Source organism: Micromonospora sp. NPDC053740 (assembly GCF_040677775.1).
In the GTDB taxonomy this organism is placed as follows: domain Bacteria; phylum Actinomycetota; class Actinomycetes; order Mycobacteriales; family Micromonosporaceae; genus Micromonospora; species Micromonospora alfalfae.
The window spans coordinates 183,988-202,232 of record NZ_JBFASO010000005.1; the positions used below are offsets into that span (position 1 = coordinate 183,988).

Consider the following 18,245-nt stretch of genomic DNA (forward strand, 5'->3'; position numbering starts at 1 on the left):
GACGACGTGCGCGACGCGGAGATCCTGGTCGGCTACGACGGCTCCACCGACGCCTCGGTGGCCCTGAACTGGGCCGTGGAGGAGGCGCGGCACAGCGGCCAGCCGGTGCGGCTGGCGTACGTCTTCGAGTGGCTGACAGTGGCCAGTTGGGTCGGCCCGGGCGTGGCCCCCGGCGTGTGGCCGGACGACACCGCCCGCCGCCAGGTCGAGGACCTGGTCCGCAGGGCCGCGGCGGACGCCACCGCGGCAAACCCCGGGCTGCGGATCACCGGCGAGGTGTACGACGGGCCGCCCGCGCTGGTGTTGCAGGAATGCTCGGCGGAGGCCGGGATGCTGGTGCTGGGCAGCCGGGGTCACGGCGGCTTCGGCGGCCTGCTCGCCGGGTCGACGGCGGTCTCGGTGGCCGCGCACGCCCACTGCCCGGTCGTGGTGGTCCGCGACGGGCCCTCGGTCGCCGCGCCGGCCGGCCCGGTGGCGGTCGGTGTGGACGGTTCGGAACCCTCGCTGGTGGCGCTCGGCTTCGCGGTCGAACGGGCGGCGCAACGGCGGACGCCGCTGCGCGTCCTGCACGCCTGGACCCCGGGCCCCGGCGGGGCGGCCGGGGTGCCCGACGAACGGGCCGCCGTGGAACAGGCGCTGGAGCCGTGGCGGCGGACGTTCCCCGAGCTGGCGGTGACCGTCGACCTGGTGCCGACGAGCCCGGCGGCGATGCTGATCGAGGCGAGTCGGGACGCGCGGCTGATCGTGGTCGGCAGCCGAGGCCGGGGCGGGCTGGCCGGCATGCTGCTCGGCTCGGTCAGTCAACAGCTCATCCAACACGCCAACTGCCCGGTCGCCGTGGTTCGCGAACGCTGACCGCGGCGGGCGCCCGGGTGGCGGTTCACCGCCGCGCAGGCGTCGGGTCCGACGGGTCGAGGGAGAAGAACTCCTCCTCTTCCTGGGCCAGGTGCAGGCGCAGCAGCGCGTCCAACCCGTAGAGGGTGGCCAGCAGGTCGGGAACCTGATCGGGACGCAGCCGGCCGTCGGCGATCTGGGCGAGTTGGGCGCCGAGCAGATCCACCTGGCGGCGAATCTCCACGTGCGCCCGGCTCATCGTCGAAGTCGCCTCCCCGCTGCCCAGCGGGGAGGCCAGCGCGGGGTAGAGCTGTCGCTCCTCGGCAGCCTCGTGCGGCAGCACCCGCTCGGTCAGCCGGCGGTGCGTCTCGCGTACCGCCGGCACGCACCTCGGCGAGGCCGGGTCGGTGGCGACCAGGTCGGCGCTGTCCCGCAACCCGGCCCGTACGTCGCGGACCGCCTGGTGTTCCGCCGCGTAATGGGCGAGCAACTCCCGGGTACGCGCCGGGACGTCCCGCCGGCGCAGCCCTCCCCGCAGTGCCCGCAGCGCGTTGAGGATCACCAGCACGTCGATGCCCTCCTGGAGGAACGCGCCAGCGACCGGGGGCAGCCGACCGGCCGCCGCCACGAGCATCGCCAGCACGGCCAACCCCATCCCAACGGTGGCGCTCTGCACGGCGATCCGCCGGGCGTACCGGGCGATCTCCACCACGTCGGCGAGCCGGTCCAGCCGGTCCACGGTGAGCACCGCGTCCGCCACGTCCGCCGAGGCGTTCGCGCCTGTCGCACCCATCGCCACGCCCACGTGCGCCTCGGCAAGCGCAGGAGCGTCGTTGACCCCGTCGCCGACCATCACGGTGACCGCCCGGTCGGCCTCCGCCCGGACCCGGGCCACCTTCTCCTGCGGCGTGCAGCGGGCCAGCACGTCGTCCACCCCGACCATCGCCGCGACCTGCGCGGCGGTGGTCGGTTGGTCGCCCGTGACCAGCACGATCCGCCGCAGCCCCGCCGCACGCAACCGACGCACGGTCCGGCGGGCGTCGGGGCGCACCGGATCCTCCAGCAGGATCGCGCCGAGCGGTCCGCCCTCGTCGCTGACCCACACCGCTGACCAACCGGCCAGCTCGGTGCGGGCCCGCGCCCGGTCCGCCCACTCGGGCAGCTCCCCGGTGAACTGACCAACCCGGACCAGGCGCCCGTCGACCCGGCCGCTGACTCCCCGTCCCGGCTCCTCGGTGACGCCAGTCGGCTCGGTCAGTGTCAGCCCACGATCGCGGGCCTGCCGAACCAGCGCAGTGGCCAGCACGTGCGGCGACAACTGTTCGACCGAGGCCGCGAGGCGCAACACCTCGTCACGATCACCACCTGGGGCGACGACGGTCTCGGCGGCGCGCGGACGGCCGGCGGTCAGAGTGCCGGTCTTGTCCACCAACAGCGTCCGCGCCCGGCCGAGCAGTTCCAGCGCGCCACCGTCGCGGACCAGCACCCCGCGCCTGGCCACCCGGGACAGGCCGGACACGATCGCGATCGGCGTGGCCAGCAACAGCGGACAGGGGGTGGCCACCACCAGCACCGCCACCGCCCGCACCACGTCGCCGGAGAGCAGCCAACCCAGCCCGGCCAGGACCAGCGTGAACGGCACGAACGCGGCGGCGTACCGGTCGGCCAGCCGCACCATCGGGGCCTGGCGGGCGGTCGCCTCCTGGGCCAGCCGGACGATCCCGGCGTACGTGCTCTGCGCCGCGTTCTTCGTCGCGCGCATGCCGAACCCCGCGCCGGCGTTGACCACACCGCTGGCCACCACCTCCCCGGCCGCCCGCTGGACCAACCGCGACTCCCCGGTCACCACCGACTCGTCCAGCGTGGCGGCCTCGTCGACGGTTCCGTCGACCGGCACCACGTCCCCCGGGCCCACCAGCAACCGGTCCGCCACCGCCACCTGGTCCAGCGGCACGACCTCGATCGCGCCGCCGGGCCCACGCCGACGGGCGGTACGCGGAGCGCGCGCCAGCAACGCCCGCAGGTCGCGGGTGGCCCGGCGCTGCGCATACGACTCCAACGACCGCCCGGTCGCCAGCATCACGGCGATGACCGCCCCGGCCAGGTACTCCCCGACGCCGAGCGCACCGGCCAGGGCCAGCACGGCGATCACGTCCACCCCGAAGCGCCGGTGCCACAACGCGCGCAGCATCGACCACGCAGCCGGCAGCAGCGCGGCCACCGTGACGGCCGCCCAGATCAGGTTGGCCGCGCCCGGCCGGCCGGCGATACGTAACGCCGCGCCGGCCAGCACCCCGATGCCGAGTCCGACGAGTGGAGTCCAGGCCCACCACCGCCGAACACGGCCGCGGACCGGCTGCTCCGGTACGCACCTGGTCGGCTCGGCCCCCACCTGCGCATCGTCGCAGCCGGAGGGCTCCGAGCGGCCCTCCCCCGGATGTTTCGTCCGGTGGACGTACGTCGTGGCGGTGCTTCGAACCTCGCTCGGCGGGCGTAACGGCCCGGCGAGGTCGGGACCTGTGGCCCTGCGGGGGCACCGCCGAAGGCCACAGGATGAGGCGGCAACCCCGGGCGCGGTGACGCGCCATACGGCACGATGAGCAGAGACGGAAAGGTCGTGACCATGAGTCAGGAAAGTCAGCTGACCACCGCGCTGGCGGAGGCCGCCGCCACCGCAGGCCACGCTCCCTCGGTGCACAACACCCAGCCGTGGCGTTGGCGGGTGCTGCCCGACGCGTTGGAACTGCGCTCGGTCGCCGACCGGCAGCTCGCCGCCAGCGACCCCGAGGGGCGGCTGCTCGCGATCAGTTGCGGCATCGCTCTGCACCACGCCCGACTGGCGCTGGCCGCCGAGGGCTGGCGTGCCGTGGTGGAGCGGCTGCCCGACCCGGACGACAACGAGCTGCTGGCCCGGCTGACCGACCTCAGCCACACCGGGGCCGACCCGGACGCCATGCGCATGGTGCAGTGCATGCAGGTGCGGCACACCGATCGGCGGCCGGTCAGCGACGAGCCGGTTCCGCCCACGGCGATCGAGGAGATCACCCGGGCGGTCAGCGCGGAAGGCTGCCGGTTGCAGATCCTCGACCGTGACCAGGTGCTGGAGCTGGCCGCCACCGCCGGGCACGCCGACCGGGTCGAGGCCGAGGACCCGGAGGTACGTAGCGAGCTGGCGTACTGGACCAGCCGGGCTGGTTCGGGCACCGGCCTGCCGGCCGAGGTGCTGCCCGAGCAGCCCGCGCAGACGACAGTGCCGGGTCGGGACTTCGGGCGTCCCGGCAGCCTGCCGGTGGGTCCGGGCCACGACCGGATGGCGGTGTACGCGATGCTGCACGGCGACGAGGACGAACGGGACAACTGGTTGCGTGCCGGCGAGGCGCTCTCCGCCGGTTGGCTGACCGCCACCCGACTCGGCGTGTCGGTGGTGCCGCTCAGCGCGGTGGTGGAGGTGCCGGGCACCCGGCAGACCCTGCGGCAGCTGCTCTCCGGGATCGGCTTCCCGTACCTCGTGCTGCGGTTGGGCATCGCGGACCCGGCACACTCCGGCCCGCCGCACACGCCGCGGTTGACCACCGCGCAGGTGGTCGACACCTCCGCCGTCAGTTGACGGGTCTGGCGACGAGCGGCACCGGCGCTACCATCCCCCGGTGACCAGCAGCGCGCCGTCGCCCCGTCAGGAACCGTCCCCGACACCGTCGCTCGGGCTGAGCCCGCTGTCCCGGGTCCGTCTCGACGAGCTGTTGCAGGAGATGCTGGTCCGGGTCGGCGAGGTGGTGACCAGCCGGGAGCGCCTGCGGGCCCTGCTCGACGCGGTGGTCGGCATCGGCACCAACCTGGATCTGCGCACCACACTGCAACGCATCGTGCAGGCGGCCTGCGAGTTGGTCGGCGCCCGGTACGGCGCGCTCGGCGTGGTCGGCCCGGACCGGCTGCTGCACGACTTCATCGTCCACGGCGTCACGCCCGAGCAGCATGAGCAGATCGGCGACCTGCCGCACGGGCGCGGCGTGCTCGGCCTGCTCATCGACGATCCCCGGCCGCTGCGGATGCCCGACATCACCCAGCACCCCCGCTCCTTCGGGTTCCCGGCCAACCACCCGCCCATGCACAGCTTCCTGGGCGTGCCGGTCCTCATCCGCGACCAGATCTTCGGCAACCTCTACCTGGCGGAGAAGCAGGGCGGCGCGGAGTTCACAGAGGACGACGAGGAGATCGTCGTCGCGCTCGCCGCCGCCGCCGGTGTGGCCATCGAGAACGCCCGCCTGTACGCCCTGGCGCACCGGCGGGAACGCTGGCTCGCCGCCACCGCCGAGATCACCACGGTGCTGCTGGGCGAGGTACGCCGTACCGACGCGTTGGCGTTGGTCGCCCGCCGCGCCCGCGAGGTCGCCGAGGCCGAGCTGGCGCTGGTGCTGCTCTACGACAGCGACACCGAGCAGTTCTCCGTGGAGGTTGTCGACGGCAACGACGGGCAGGCCCTCGCGCTCGTCGGCGCGGTCCTTCCCGCCGTCGACACCAGCTTCGGCGCGGCGGTCGCCCAGGGCCGGCACGACCAGGTGGACGACCTGGCGCACGCCGCGCCGTGGCCGGCGCTGCTGCACACCGGCCAGGCGATGATCTCACCACTCGCCACCGCGGAGACCCTGCACGGTGTGCTGATCGTGGCGCACCGGCCGGAGCGCGGCGGTGGCGCCAGCGAGGAGGATCTGACGCTGCTGGGCAGCTTCGCCGGGCAGGCCGCGCTGGCGATGGAACGGGCGCGCGGCCAGGAGGAACGGGAACTGCTGGTGGTCCTTGAGGACCGCGAGCGGATTGCCCGCGACCTGCACGACGTGGTGATCCAACGGCTCTTCGCCACCGGTCTGCAACTCCAGAGCGCCGCACCGATGGCCCGCCCCGAGCTGGCCAAGCGGATCAACGCGGCCGTCGACGACCTGGACGCCACCATCCGGGACATCCGCCGGACGATCTTCGAGCTGCGTACGCCGATGACTTCGGAGCTGCGCACCGAGATCCGTGCGGAGATCGAGGTGGCCGCCGAAGCGCTGGGCTTCAAGCCGCACCTGGACCTGACCGGGCCGGTGGACAGCGCTGTGCCGGACGCCGTCCGCCCGGACCTCACCGCCGTGCTGCGCGAGGCGCTGTCGAACGTGGTCCGCCACGCGCGGTGCACCCGCGTCGACGTCGTCGTACGCGTCGACGCCGGCCAGGTCACCGTGGCAGTCACCGACAACGGGGTGGGCTGCGACCCGGCCGCCGCCCGGGGTGGCCTTGTCAACCTGCGCGAACGCGCCAGCCGCCTCGACGGCACCTTCACGATCGCCCCGGCCGAGCCGCAGGGCACCGAGGTGCGCTGGGCCGTGCCGCTGCGCGACTGACCCCCGCGACCCTGGGTCAGGGCGTCTTGCCGAGCAGACGCGTGGCCAGAACGGCGGCCTGCGTGCGGCGCTCCAGGCCGAGTTTGGCCAGCACGCTGGAGACGTAGTTCTTCACCGTCTTCTCGGCCAGGAACATCCGCCCGGCGATCTCCCGGTTGGTCAGCCCCTCGGCCACGTACTCCAGGATCCGCCGTTCCTGCTCGGTGAGTGACCTCAGCTCGCGCGGCTGCTCGACGCCGTTGCGGACGCGCTCCAGCACCCGGGCGGTGATCGCCGGGTCGAGCAGCGACTGCCCGGCCGCGACGCGGCGCACCGCGTCGACCAGGTCGGTGCCGCGGATCTGCTTGAGCACGTACCCGGCGGCACCCGCCATGATCGCTGCGAACAGCGCCTCGTCGTCCTCGTAGGAGGTGAGGATCAGTCCCTTGATGGACGAGTCGACGGCGCGGACGTCACGGCACACGTCGATGCCGTTGCCGTCGGGCAGCCGTGCGTCGAGGATCGCCACGTCGGGCCGCAACGCCGGGATGCGGCGGGCCGCCTCCTGCGCCGAGCCGGACTCGCCGACCACCTCGATGTCGCCGCTGCTCTGCAACAGGTCGGCCAGGCCACGGCGGACGACCTCATGGTCGTCGAGGAGGAACACACGGATCATCTCTCGTTTCTACCCGCTGACCCTGGCCCACCGCACGGGCCGAAGGTCCCGATCGGCACGCGGCGAGCGGGCGCTCGGACCCGACCGGTCGGGACGTCCGGCCCTGCTCGGCGACGACGCAACGATGGACCGTGAAGGTATGCCAGCCAGCGCGGCACCACCCGCCGCCGGCCCAGCGGGAGAGGAGCACCGACATGGACATCGGCTACACCGCAGCCCAGTTGCGGACCGCCGCCGTGGACGCGGTCCGGGCACCGTCGTTGCACAACACCCAGCCGTGGCGGCTCCGGCTGCGCGACGGCGGCATCGAGGTGCTGGCCGACCCCACCCGCCGGCTGCCGGCGACCGACCCGAGCGGGTGGGGTCTGCGGATCGCCTGCGGGGCCGCGTTGTTCAACCTGCGGATCGCCCTGGCCGTGGCCGGTGTCCCGGCCCGGGTGCGGCTGCGCCCCGACCCGGCCGAGCCGGACCTGCTGGCCCGGCTGGTGCCGGACCTTCCACGCCGGCCCGCCCCCGCCGAGCAGAGCCTGTACGCGGCCATCCCACGCCGGTTCAGCAACCGCCTGCCGTTCTGGCCGGACCCGGTGCCGGCCGACGCCCGGTGGCGCCTCGGCGAGGCCGCCCGTGCCGAGCAGTGCTGGTTGGAGCTGTTGATCGGGGTGAGCGCGGTCTCCGCGTTCGGGGAGATCGCGCGCAGCGCGCACCGGGTGCTGGAGCGCGACCCCGCGTACCGGGCCGAACGGGAACGGTGGCTGCGCCGGGGGTCCACCCCGGACGGCGTGCCCGCCTCGGCCGGAGGTCCGCGGGGCGAACCGCAGGACGTCCTCCCGGCGCGCGGCTACGGTGGGCGCGACCGCGCCCCCGGGCGGGACTTCGAACCGGAACCCCTGGTGGGGGTGCTGGGCTCGGCGGGCAACACCGCAGTGGACCAGGTGATCGCCGGGCAGGCCCTGCAACGCCTGCTGCTCACCGCCACCGACGCCGGACTCAGCGTGTCGATGCTCTCCCAGCCGATCGAGGTACCCACGGCGCGGGAGCAACTGCGGCTGTCCCTGGGCCGGTTCGGCACGCCGCAGATGGTGCTGCGGATCGGGTACGGTCAGCCGGGTCGACCGACCCCCCGACGTGGCGTCGACGAGGTGCTGGACCTGCCGGTGGTGCCCGCCTGACCCGCCGGGGCACTGTCAGGCGGCGAGCACGGCGGCCTCCACTGCCGGGTCCAGCCCGATCGAGCTGCGTCGCTGCCGCCCGGCGCGCGGCGGAACCGCACCAACCTCCCGCAGCCAGCGCCAGGTGTCGCCGACTGTCTCGGCCACCGGCCGGCAGGTCAACCCGGCCGCGAGGGCCCGGGTCACGTCCTGCTCCAGCAACCCCCGGTACGGGTGCCCGCGCGGCAGCCAGATCGGCAGGTCGCTCCACGGCTGCACCCCGGCGGCGAGGATCGACGCCGGATCGGTCCAGCGCAGCCTGGCGTCCGCGCCGACGGCGGCCACGCACGCGTGGAGCAGCTCGCCCATCGTGGTCTGTGCCGGAGGACCGACCGCGTTGAACGTGCCGCCCACCTTCCGGGCGCCCGCGTCCAGCATCCACCCCGCCAGGTCGCGGACGTCGACGTACTGCACGGGCAGGTCGGCCGGCGCGGGGGCGAGCACGTCCCCACCCCGCTCGATGCGCCGTAGCCACCAGGGCAGCCGGCCGATGTCCTCGCCCGGACCCAGGATCAGGCCGGCCCGGGCGACCAACGCACGCTGACCGAAGACCTCCCGCAGGGCGCGCTCGGCACCTGCCTTGAGCTGCGGGTAGTCGCCGTCGACGGAACCCGCGTCGGCGGCCACCACCGGGGAGTCCTCCTGCAACCCCGCCACGGCATGGTCGGTGTAGACCGAGCCGCTGGACACGTACACGTAGTGACCGACCGCGTCGACCAGGGCGCGGGCGGCGTCCCCGGCGGCCCGCGGCGCGCCGTCCCAGGTGTCCACCGCGACGTCCCACTCACCGCCGGCCAGCGCGCCCAGGCCCTCCGGCGTGGTGCGGTCACCCCGCAACCGGTGTACGCCGGGCGGCACGCTGCCGTGCAGCCCTCGGTTGAACACCGTCACCGACCAGCCGCGGCGCACCGCCTCGGTGACAGTGGCCCCGCCCACGAAGCCCGTACCGCCCAGCACCAGCAGTCTCATGCGCTCCACTGTGCCGGCACCGACCGGCGGAGGGCGCCGGTGTTCACCGGCAGCGGATCTGCCCGTGGCAGAACCGGACGGTGGGCAGGAGGGTGCTTGCGTTCACGCTCGCCAGCGACGCCCGTCCAGAATGCAGGAAAGCCGCCCGGGGCATGGTCAACGACGCCGCCGATTGCGAAACTGCTTCAATCTGCGTCAGCACGGGCAATCGAGGCGCTTGACACATTTGGTGACCACGCGTGCCGATCAGGTGACAACACGTGCCCGATCGACAGGCCCGACGCTACCCGAGGCTGGCGCGACGTCGGCACGACCCGAACGGAGAAGGGCATGTCCGGCACACCGCTGTCCCTGCCGCAGCCATCCGCGCGGGCACCCGAGTTCGGCCGGGACGCGCTCATCGTCTGCGAGAACCTGGTGCGGATCTACCAGACCGGTTCGATCGAGGTGCAGGCACTTCAGGGCCTGGACCTGGCCGTGGAAAGCGGTGAGCTGGTCGCCGTCGTCGGTGCCTCCGGGTCGGGCAAGTCGACACTGCTCTCCATCCTGGCCGGCATCGACGCCCCCACCGCCGGGCGGGTCCGGGTCGACAGGTGGAATCTGCTGACGATGTCCCGCGCGGACCGGGTGGCCTACCGGCGGCACACCGTCGGGTTCGTACGGCAGCAGACCGCGAGCAACCTGATCCCCTACCTGACCGCGCGGGAGATGGTGGACCTGCCGATGACGGCTGCCCGTACCGCGAAGCAGGAACGCCGGGAGCGCGCCGCCGAACTGCTGGACAGCCTCGGTGTCGCCGACTGCGCCGACCGCCGCCCCGGGCAACTCTCCGGCGGGCAGCAGATGCGGGTCGCGATCGCTGTGGCGCTGGCCAACCAGCCGCAGGTCCTGCTCGCCGACGAGCCGACCGGCGAGCTGGACGCCGCCACGTCCGCCGAGGTCTTCGGCGTGCTGCGGGACGTCAACCGGCGCTACGGCGTGACGGTGGTGGTGGTGACCCACGATCCGGAGGTCAGCGGCCAGGTCGAACGGACCATCGCGATCCGGGATGGGCGTACCAGCAGCGAGGTGCTGCGCCGCAGCACCACCGACGCGGAGGGCGACACGCACATGATCGCCGAGGAGTACGCGGTGATGGACCGGGCCGGGCGGGTCCAGGTGCCCCGCGAGTTCCGCCAGGCGCTGGCGCTGACCCGGCGGGTCCGGCTGGCCCTGGAACCCGACCACATCACGATCCACCCCGACTCGGGAAGCGGCGAATGAGCAGCGAGCCGATGCTGAGCGTGCGCGGCGTACACCGGCGCTTCCGCACCGGGCCGACAGTCGTGCACGCGCTGAACGGCGTGTCGTTCGACGTGGCCGCCGGATCGATGGTGGCGCTCGTCGGCCGGTCCGGCTCGGGCAAGACCACCCTGCTCAACGTCATCGGCGGCCTGGACCGCCCGGACGCCGGCACCGTGCACGTCGACGGCACCGACGTCACCGCCCTCGACGAGGACGGCCTGTCCCGGCTGCGACGCGAGAAGGTGTCGTACGTCTTCCAGAGCTTCGGGTTGATCCCGGTGCTGTCGGCTGCGGAGAACGTCGCCGCCCCGCTGCGGATGGCCCGCGTCGCCCCGACCGAGCGCGAGCGGCGGGTCGAGTTGCTGCTGGAGCTGATCGGTCTGGCCGACCACGCCCGGCAGCGCCCGGCCGAGTTGTCCGGCGGCCAGCAGCAGCGGGTGGCGATCGCCCGCGCGCTGGCCGCCTCGCCCCAGCTTCTGCTCGCCGACGAGCCCACCGGGCAACTGGACGCCGAGACCGGCCTGTCGGTGATGGCCCTGCTGCGCGGCATAGTGGAATCCGAGGGCGTCACCGTACTGGTGTCGACGCACGACGCGGTGATGATGGCCCTGGCCGACCGGGTGATCCGCATCCACGACGGACACCTCGACGAACAGGCTGCCGGGCAACCGTACGCGCCCGCGCCGGACGCCCGGTGACGCGACGATGAGGCTGGTCAGCCGGCGCGCCCGCGCGCAGTGGCCGTTGCTGGCGGCCCTCCTCGGGGTCGTCACGATCGGCGCGACAGTGCTGGGTACCTGCACCCTGTTGGTCACCCGCACCGCCGAGCGCGCGCTGGAGGTCGCCGTGGCCCGCGCCGCCCCGTCCGCCGTCGACGTGACCGTCTACACCGGCACCGTCGAGGGCCGGGACACGCCGTCCGTCGCCGCCGACACCCGCACGGTGGTGGCCTCCACCCTCGCACCGTTCCCGGTGACAACAACCGCGCGGGCGTCGACGGTGCTGCGGGCGCTGCCGCCCGGGCTCGCCACCGGCACCACAGTCCCGGCCCAGGCGTACCTGTCGGGGCTGGACGACCTGCCGGCCCGCAGCGAGCTGGTCACCGGACGGTGGCCACAGCACCCCGGCGACGCGGTGCTGCTGGAGTCCACGGCACAACTGCTCGGCCTCACCCCCGGTCGCCGGGTGCGCCTCGGCGCCGAACTGGCTCACGCGCCCGTCCCACCCATCGACGTGCTCGTCGTCGGTGTCGTACGCCCGCTGCCGGCGCGTGGCTGGGACCGCGACCCGCTGGCCACGGCCGGCTCCGCCGCCGGCTACCGGGACGGCCGCTTCATGCAGCCGGTCAACGCCTACGGCCCGTTCCTCGTCGACCTGGCCGACCTGGTCACCACCGGTGCCACCGTCGACCGGATGGAGGTCACCGCCCATCCGGACCTGTCCCACAGCAACCGCCACGACCTGGAGACAGTGGTTGAGGCCGTCGACGGTGTCGACCGCCGGCTGGCCGGCACCCTCGGCGACCGCGTTCAACTCGCCCGTGTCGCCTCCGAACTGCCGGCGACCCTGCGGTCCGCCGACGACCAACGGCACGTCACCGCCGCCGCTGTGCTCGCCATCGCCGTCCTCGGCGGTGTCCTGGCCGCGACGGCACTCGTCCTCGCCGGCCGGCTGACCACTGGCATACGCGCCGACGAGACCGCCCTGCGGTCGGCCCTGGGCACCAGCCGTCGCCAACTCGCCGCCACCGCGACGGTCGAGGCCGGGTTCGTCGCCGCCGTCGCCGCCGCGCTCGCGATACCGGCCTCGTCGGCCCTGCACGCCGGCCTGACCCACCTGCCGCCGCTGGACGGCGCCGGCCTGACCGTCCGGCCGGCCGTCGTCGGCGCCCAGGTCCTCGCTGTGGTCGGCGGTGCGCTGGTGCTCGCCGCTGTCCTCATCGTCCTGGCGATCCGGCCCGTCCCGGCAGCCAGCGACCAGCGCACCCGCCGCGAACTGCTGGCCCGATCCGGTGCCGACCTGATGCTCGCGGTCTTCGCCGCCGCCGGATGGTGGCAGCTGTACGCGCAGCCCACCGACGCCAGCCCACGCGCCGACGCGGTCCGGATGCTCGCGCCGGCGCTGCTGCTCACCGCGGGTGCCGCCCTGGCACTCCGGGTGGTACTACCGGCCCTGCGCGGCGCCGACCGGTTGGCGTACCGCGCCCGCGGGCTGGCGTTTCCGCTGGCGGTCGCCGAGGCCGCCCGCCGGCCACAGGCGGTCGCCGCCGGGCTGCTCGTCGGGCTGGCCTGCGCGGCCGGGACCTTCGGCCTCGCCTTCGACGACACGTGGCACCAGTCGCAGCGCGACCAGGCCGCGCTCGCCGTCGGCACCGACCTGGCACTCACCCTCAGCACGGCGCCGGTGGCCGGCGACGGCGCGATCCTCAGCGCGGCCACCGCGGGTGCGGTGAGTCCGGCCCTCGACCGTGGCACCGCCGTCGGTCAGTGGCTCGGCAGCGCCGGCGACGCGCCGCGCCTGGTCGCCGTCGACACCACCCGCGCCGACGCGCTGCTGCGGGGGCGGCTGGACAACGACCGCGGATGGGCTGACGTGGGTGCCACGCTGGCACCACCCACCCGGGTCAACGGCCTCGCCGTTCCGGCTGGCGCCCCGCTCGTACTGAGCGGGACCGCCGCCGGTGACACCCCGCCCGTCGTGACGCCCCGGCTGATGCTGCAGGACGCCACCGGCCTACGCACGGCCTGCACCGGTCCCGCCGTACCGCTCGACGGCAGGGAGTTTCGGCTGCCCGCCTGCGCGACGGCTGACGGGCTGCGTCTCGTCGCTGTCGCCCTGCCGGTCACCGCCGACGCGGGCGGCGGACCTGTCGCCGTAGCCGTCACACTCACAGTGCCCCCCGCCGGGCCGGCGGAGGATCCCACCGACGGATCGGATTGGACAGCCACCTCCGCGCCGCCGATCCCGAGCAGGCTGAGGGACCCGACCGTCATGGTGTCCGCCACCCCGACGGGAACCACGTTGCGGATGGCCGCGACCGTCGACCTCGGCGGCGTCGAGGACGCCGCCCGGACCCTCGTCGCCACCGCCTTCCCGGACCCCGGCCCGGTGCCCGTCGCCGTGTCCGCCCGCTTCGCCAGCGAGGTCGGTGTCGAGAGCGGCAGCCAGCTCAGCGTCACTGTCGGCATCACGCCCGTCCCGGTCGTCGTCACCGAGGTCGTGCCGGCCGTCCCGTCCGCCCCCGGCGCCGTCGCCGTCCTGGCCGACCTGGACACGCTGTCCCGCGCACGTGCCGTCACCGGCGACCTGACGTTCCCGGTCGACGCCTGGTGGGTCGGCCACCCGGCCGGCCCCGGTGCCGCCGAGCGGGCCACCGCCCTGCACCTGGGCGCCGTCGCGACCCGCGAGGCGGAGACCGCCCGCCTCATCGGCGGCCCGTTGCTCGCCGGGCTGCCGGCCGCGCTGCGCCTCATCGTCCCGGCCGCAGCCCTGCTGCTGCTGGCCGGCGTCGTCCTGCACGTCACCTGTGATCTCCAGGCCCGCGCCGTCGAGGTGACGCGGCTGCGCGGCCTGGGGATGTCCCGACGCGGCATCCGGGCCGTGCTGCTCGGCCAGCACGCCGGGGTCCTGCTGCCGGTGCTCGCGGCGGGCGCGGCCGTCGGCGCGCTCGCCACCCGCGTCGTCGCTCCCCTGCTCGTGCGCTCCGAAACCGGCGCCGCGCCCGTCCCGGCCACCCAGGCACACTGGCCGTGGCCAGCCGAGGCCGCACTGCTCGCCGTACTGCTGGCCGGATGCATGCTGGCGGTCGCCGTCGTGGTCACCGTCCAGGTCCGTCGGGCCGACGCCACGCACCTGCGGGTGGCGCCGTGAAGCGGTGGCTGACCCGTCGGTGGCCGACACCGCACTGGCCCAGTATCCGCGGCCGTGGCCGTGCCGACGTCGGACCGCTGCTGCTCACCGCCGCCGTCATCGCGGCCGTCGCGCTGCTCGCCGGAGCAGCGCCGGCGCTGCTCCGCGCCGCCGCCGACGACGCCGTGCGGGACACGGTCCGCCGCGCCGGCCAGGACTCGAACGTCCTCGTCCACGCCAACTGGGAACGCGACGACGGACCGACCGGCGGGCGGGTCCGCATGCCCCACCTCGCCGATGACCTCGGCGACTTCCGCGACCGGGCGACATCGGCCCTCGGGCCCGACCTGGACGCCGCGCTGCTCCCGCCAGTCACCGCTGTCAACGGCCCGATCCTCACCATCACCGACGGCAACGCGCCGCGTACCTTCCAGTTCACCTACCTGGCCGGTGACCTCGACGGCCCGGACGTGACCTGGATCGCCGGCAGCCCGCCCGGTCCCACCGTCTCCGACGAGTACGTCGAGGTCCCCTACGGCGGACCGCCCTGGCCGGTGCAGGTCGGCCTCTCCGAGGCGGACGCCGCCGCACTCGACCTCGGCCCCGGCGATCGAATCCCGGTGAAGGACGGCCAGAGTCGCGACAAGGACGTCCGGATCAGCGGGATCTACCGGCCCACTGACAGCGCCGACCCTGCCTGGCGGCTCGCCGCGGCGCTCCTGCGCCCCGTGCCGGGCGCCGACGGCCCGGGGACCACCCGGTTCGCCGGCCTGCTGTCGCGCGAGTCGTTACCGGACGCCCGGCTCGCCGTCGACGAGGACCAACTGCGACGCACCGTCCACTTCGCACCCGTTCCCGACGCGCTCACCTGGGACGCCGCAGCGGCGCTCGCCGCCCAGGTGGTCAAGCTCAAGGCGACCTCGGGCTCATCGAGCGACCGCGACCAGTCCCTGAAGTGGGAATCGCAGCTCGACACCGCCCTGCGCGACGCCCGTGCCCGGAACAGCGCCGCTTCCACACAGGCCGCCGTCCTGCTCGCCGGGGTCCTGACCGCCACGGTGCTGGTCCTGCTGCTCGCCGCCAACCTGCTGGCCCGCCGCCGTACCCCGGTGCTGAGTGTCGCTCGGCAGCGTGGGGCGGCGCTACCCGACCTCGGCGCGGAACTGATCATCGAGTCCACTGTGGTGTCGGTGTCGGCCGCCGCCGTCGGGCTCGCGCTCGCGCGCGCGGCCGCTCCGGGCGTCTCCTGGACCTGGGCGGTTCCCGTGGTCCTGGCCGGGGCCCTCGCCGGCCCGGCGTTCGGCACCCTCGCCGCCGCCCGCTCCAGCCGTGACCGACGCCAACCCGCCAACCGGGCCGCTCGGCGCTGGATCCGGGCCACCGGTCAGTTGCGCCGCACCGCAGTGGAGGCGGCTGTCCTGATCGCCGCGGTGGCCGCCTTCGTCACACTGCACCAGCGCGGGCTCCTGCCCGTCGACTCCGACGGTGACAGCGGTGAGCTGACCGGCGACCTCATCCTGCCGATCAGCGCCCTCGCTCTGGGCGCGCTCGTCGGCGCGCTCGTCCTGCTCCGGCTACTGCCCCTCGGGGCGCGGTTCGCGCTCCGAGAGGCCCTGCGCTCGCGCCGCCCGCTGGCCGTGTTCAGTGCCGCCCAGGCGGCCACAACGGCCGGGCGTGCGCTGCCGCTGCTGGTTCTGGTCAGCACCACGGCGCTCGCGTCGTTCGCGCTCATCCTCGGCGCCACCGTCACCCGGGGCCTGACCGACGGCGCGTGGAGCACCGTCGGCGCCGACGCCCGCCTCGACGTCGGCGCCGACGCCGAGGCCGCCACGCCCGCACTCGCCGAGCGCATCGCCGCCGCACCGGGGGTGGGGCAGGTCGTCGTCGCGCAGGTGACCAACTCGGCACGCGTCTTCAGCGAATCGACGCTGCTCACCCCACGCCTGGTCGTCGTGGACACTGCGGCGTTCCAGCGCCTGCTGGCCACCACTCCGCTGCCCGACGCGCCGGCGTTGGCCCGGCTCAGGGCACCCGGTCCTGGCCCCGGGGAGGTCCCAGCGCTGGTCCGTTCGAGTGACGGCGATCTGCGGACCGGCACGCGGCTGCAGCTACCCCGGGACGGGGCCCCGGCGATCCGGCTCGCCGCCGTCGGTGCCGCTCCCTCGGTCGGCGGCGCCACCGACGTCGTCATCGTGGACGCCGCGGCCCTCGCCGACGCCGGGCTGCCCGCCGTTCCGAACACCGTCTGGGTGACCGGCCCCGGCGCGGGCCGGGCCGTGTCGAACACCGGAGTCCCCTCCGACGTCGTGCTGCGGGCGGACGTCCTGCGGGCGCAGCGGGTGGCTCCGCTGACGGCAGGGCTGGTACGGCTGGCGTGGACGGCCGCCGCGGTGCTGCTGGCGCTGGGGTTGCTCGGCCTCATGCTCGCCGCCGCCGCCGGCGCCTCGCAGCGGTGGCAGACCCTGACCCGACTGCGGACCCTGGGCCTGCGGCCACGCGACGCCCGCTGGGTCGCCGCCGGAGAGCTGCTGCCGCCGGTGGTCGTCACCGCGGTGTGCGGCCCGCTACTCGGGGCCCTGCTCGCGCGCCTGACGCTCGGCCCGCTCGACCTGTGGCTGCTCACCGGTCAGGCCGCCGATCCGACGGCGGTCCTGCCGTGGTGGCTGCTGGGCCTGGTGAGCGTGGCGCTGCTGGCGACGGCCGCCGCTGTCGTACCTGTGGAGTCGGCGCTGCGGCGACGCGACCGGCTGAGCGAGGTACTCCGCGCCGGCGAGTGACCGACTACAAAACCGAGGGCTGCCCACAGATCCCGGAGCATTCGCCCGAGCGGCTGGCTCGTCGGTGGTCACCGGCTCGGTGCAGTGAGGGGCAGCGGTGGGCTTCCACTTTTATGGCAGGCTGCGGTGGTGATCATCAGCTCGCGCAAGGTTGTCCGCATCACCGCAGCAGTGCTCGTCGCGACGCTATGTGGTGCCTGCGGAACAGGTCGCCGAGACGCCGTAGCGGAACCTCCACAAGAGGCGACACCGTCCGCGTCGGCGGCACCACAGCATGAGAATCGAGCCTCGACGCCGGATGGATCCGTCGTGCTGCCATGGGTCGCAGCGGTCGTCGCTCGCGACGACACCTCGATCACCGTGGCCACCGGCATAGACAGTGCAAACTGCGGAGAGCCCACGCGTTCCCCCGAGGCGACGATCACCCATCAGGACGAAACCCAGGTGGTCATTTCGGTGACCACGAGCACTGTGCGAGCAGAGGAAGAAGCCTGCGCCACCACCGGTGACGCTGCGCCCGCTTTCGTGTCGCTGCAGAAACCCCTCGGTGACAGAGTTCTGCGCGACGCCACCACCACCCGGCCGCATCCGACCTACTTTCAGCGGGATGTGCCGGACGTCCTTGCAGACAAGCGGTGGGATCCTTCCGGAGGACACCTGCGGCCCGACGAACGCTGGTTTCAGAGCTTTCGCGACCCTGGCGGCACAACGCTGCTCCTCGACGCGCAGCCCACAACCAGGGTGCACCGGCCCGCCACTGTCGCCACGGTCCCAATCCGCTCACAGCAAGGCATCATCACTACCTACGGCGCACCAGGCTCTTGGACGGTCTGGTGGGAGCTCGGGCAGGTCACCTACTCCCTGTCGCTTGTACCGCCCGACAGCCACGGCTTCACCCTGAAACAGTTCAAGCAACAACTCGCCGGGCTTAGCTGGAGTTGAGCCCCGTTTCTGGGCCCACCTCAGCGAGCTCGCTCGCCTGAGGTGGGTTGGTCACCCAGCAATAGCAAGAGGCCACATCCATCGATCGGATGTGGCCGCTGAGCTGGTGGGCGATACTGGGTTTGAACCAGTGACCTCTTCCGTGTCAGGGAAGCGCGCTCCCACTGCGCCAATCGCCCGTGGCGGCCGCCGAACCCGGCAGCCAAGCCCCAATGGGGCGGATCGCGAGCGGACGACGGGATTCGAACCCGCGACCCTCACCTTGGCAAGGTGATGCGCTACCAGCTGCGCTACGTCCGCACGTCCCCGGCAAGCGCCGGCGACAGGTGAACTCTACCCGATGCCAAGA

General features: G+C 74.0%; 12 protein-coding genes and 2 tRNA genes. 9 read left to right on the top strand and 5 right to left on the bottom strand.

Features of this window, described 5'->3' with window-relative positions:
• The first annotated feature begins 6 nt into the window (after window positions 1-6).
• On the top strand, window positions 7-855 hold the full coding sequence (locus AB0K35_RS16005) for a universal stress protein (protein ID WP_363885900.1): 849 nt from the start codon (window positions 7-9) through the stop codon (window positions 853-855).
• Between the two features lie 25 nt (window positions 856-880).
• On the opposite strand, the gene AB0K35_RS16010 is transcribed toward AB0K35_RS16005, so the two are convergent.
• The gene (locus AB0K35_RS16010) at window positions 881-3,226 is read right to left on the bottom strand and encodes a heavy metal translocating P-type ATPase (RefSeq protein ID WP_308193581.1); all 2,346 of its coding nucleotides are present in this window, start codon (window positions 3,224-3,226) and stop codon (window positions 881-883) included.
• 204 nt (window positions 3,227-3,430) lie between these two features.
• Here AB0K35_RS16010 and AB0K35_RS16015 point away from each other — a divergent pair, with 204 nt between their 5' ends.
• A complete protein-coding gene (locus tag AB0K35_RS16015; RefSeq protein WP_363885902.1) occupies window positions 3,431-4,441 on the top strand; it encodes a nitroreductase in 1,011 nt (336 codons plus the stop codon).
• A 97-nt stretch (window positions 4,442-4,538) separates the two neighbouring features.
• Window positions 4,539-6,212 carry a GAF domain-containing protein gene (locus tag AB0K35_RS16020; protein WP_238671984.1) on the top strand — a complete coding sequence of 558 codons (1,674 nt, stop codon included), beginning with the start codon at window positions 4,539-4,541 and terminating at the stop codon, window positions 6,210-6,212.
• A 16-nt stretch (window positions 6,213-6,228) separates the two neighbouring features.
• Here the strand turns inward: AB0K35_RS16020 and AB0K35_RS16025 are convergent, their stop codons facing one another.
• A complete protein-coding gene (locus AB0K35_RS16025; RefSeq protein WP_238671947.1) occupies window positions 6,229-6,867 on the bottom strand; it encodes a response regulator transcription factor in 639 nt (212 codons plus the stop codon).
• 194 nt (window positions 6,868-7,061) lie between these two features.
• Here AB0K35_RS16025 and AB0K35_RS16030 point away from each other — a divergent pair, with 194 nt between their 5' ends.
• Window positions 7,062-8,036: a nitroreductase gene (locus AB0K35_RS16030; protein WP_363885904.1), complete on the top strand. Its 975-nt coding sequence runs from the start codon at window positions 7,062-7,064 to the stop codon at window positions 8,034-8,036.
• A gap of 15 nt (window positions 8,037-8,051) precedes the next feature.
• Here the strand turns inward: AB0K35_RS16030 and AB0K35_RS16035 are convergent, their stop codons facing one another.
• The gene (locus AB0K35_RS16035; protein ID WP_363885906.1) at window positions 8,052-9,044 is read right to left on the bottom strand and encodes a reductase; all 993 of its coding nucleotides are present in this window, start codon (window positions 9,042-9,044) and stop codon (window positions 8,052-8,054) included.
• Between the two features lie 330 nt (window positions 9,045-9,374).
• Between AB0K35_RS16035 and AB0K35_RS16040 the strand changes: the two genes are divergently transcribed.
• The 5 genes from AB0K35_RS16040 to AB0K35_RS16060 all read left to right on the top strand — a co-directional run bounded on the left by AB0K35_RS16040 (window position 9,375) and on the right by AB0K35_RS16060 (window position 17,896).
• Window positions 9,375-10,307, top strand: coding sequence for an ABC transporter ATP-binding protein (locus AB0K35_RS16040; RefSeq protein WP_363885908.1), 933 nt, complete (start codon window positions 9,375-9,377; stop codon window positions 10,305-10,307).
• Window positions 10,304-11,026: an ABC transporter ATP-binding protein gene (locus AB0K35_RS16045; RefSeq protein ID WP_238671943.1), complete on the top strand. Its 723-nt coding sequence runs from the start codon at window positions 10,304-10,306 to the stop codon at window positions 11,024-11,026. Before AB0K35_RS16040 ends, AB0K35_RS16045 begins: the two co-directional genes overlap by 4 nt.
• 7 nt (window positions 11,027-11,033) lie before the next feature.
• Window positions 11,034-14,198, top strand: coding sequence for a permease (locus AB0K35_RS16050; RefSeq protein ID WP_363885910.1), 3,165 nt, complete (start codon window positions 11,034-11,036; stop codon window positions 14,196-14,198).
• Complete coding sequence (locus AB0K35_RS16055; protein WP_363885912.1) at window positions 14,195-16,954, top strand: FtsX-like permease family protein; 2,760 nt, start codon at window positions 14,195-14,197, stop codon at window positions 16,952-16,954. The genes AB0K35_RS16050 and AB0K35_RS16055 overlap by 4 nt, the downstream gene beginning before the upstream one ends.
• Before the next feature lie 129 nt (window positions 16,955-17,083).
• Complete coding sequence (locus AB0K35_RS16060; RefSeq protein WP_363885914.1) at window positions 17,084-17,896, top strand: hypothetical protein; 813 nt, start codon at window positions 17,084-17,086, stop codon at window positions 17,894-17,896.
• Between the two features lie 104 nt (window positions 17,897-18,000).
• On the opposite strand, the gene AB0K35_RS16065 is transcribed toward AB0K35_RS16060, so the two are convergent.
• Window positions 18,001-18,075: transfer RNA gene (locus AB0K35_RS16065), tRNA-Val, on the bottom strand.
• Between the two features lie 48 nt (window positions 18,076-18,123).
• Window positions 18,124-18,196, bottom strand: a tRNA-Gly gene (locus AB0K35_RS16070).
• Window positions 18,197-18,245 lie beyond the last annotated feature (49 nt).

What these genes read in the sequence shown, in the direction of transcription:
- AB0K35_RS16015 (WP_363885902.1), top strand. Translation starts at nt 3,431, where the DNA reads ATGAGCAGAGACGGAAAGGTCGTGACCATGAGTCAGGAAAGTCAGCTG.
- AB0K35_RS16025 (WP_238671947.1), bottom strand. Translation starts at nt 6,867, where the DNA reads ATGATCCGTGTGTTCCTCCTCGACGACCATGAGGTCGTCCGCCGTGGC.
- AB0K35_RS16030 (WP_363885904.1), top strand. Translation starts at nt 7,062, where the DNA reads ATGGACATCGGCTACACCGCAGCCCAGTTGCGGACCGCCGCCGTGGAC.
- AB0K35_RS16035 (WP_363885906.1), bottom strand. Translation starts at nt 9,044, where the DNA reads ATGAGACTGCTGGTGCTGGGCGGTACGGGCTTCGTGGGCGGGGCCACT.
- AB0K35_RS16040 (WP_363885908.1), top strand. Translation starts at nt 9,375, where the DNA reads ATGTCCGGCACACCGCTGTCCCTGCCGCAGCCATCCGCGCGGGCACCC.
- AB0K35_RS16045 (WP_238671943.1), top strand. Translation starts at nt 10,304, where the DNA reads ATGAGCAGCGAGCCGATGCTGAGCGTGCGCGGCGTACACCGGCGCTTC.
- AB0K35_RS16050 (WP_363885910.1), top strand. Translation starts at nt 11,034, where the DNA reads ATGAGGCTGGTCAGCCGGCGCGCCCGCGCGCAGTGGCCGTTGCTGGCG.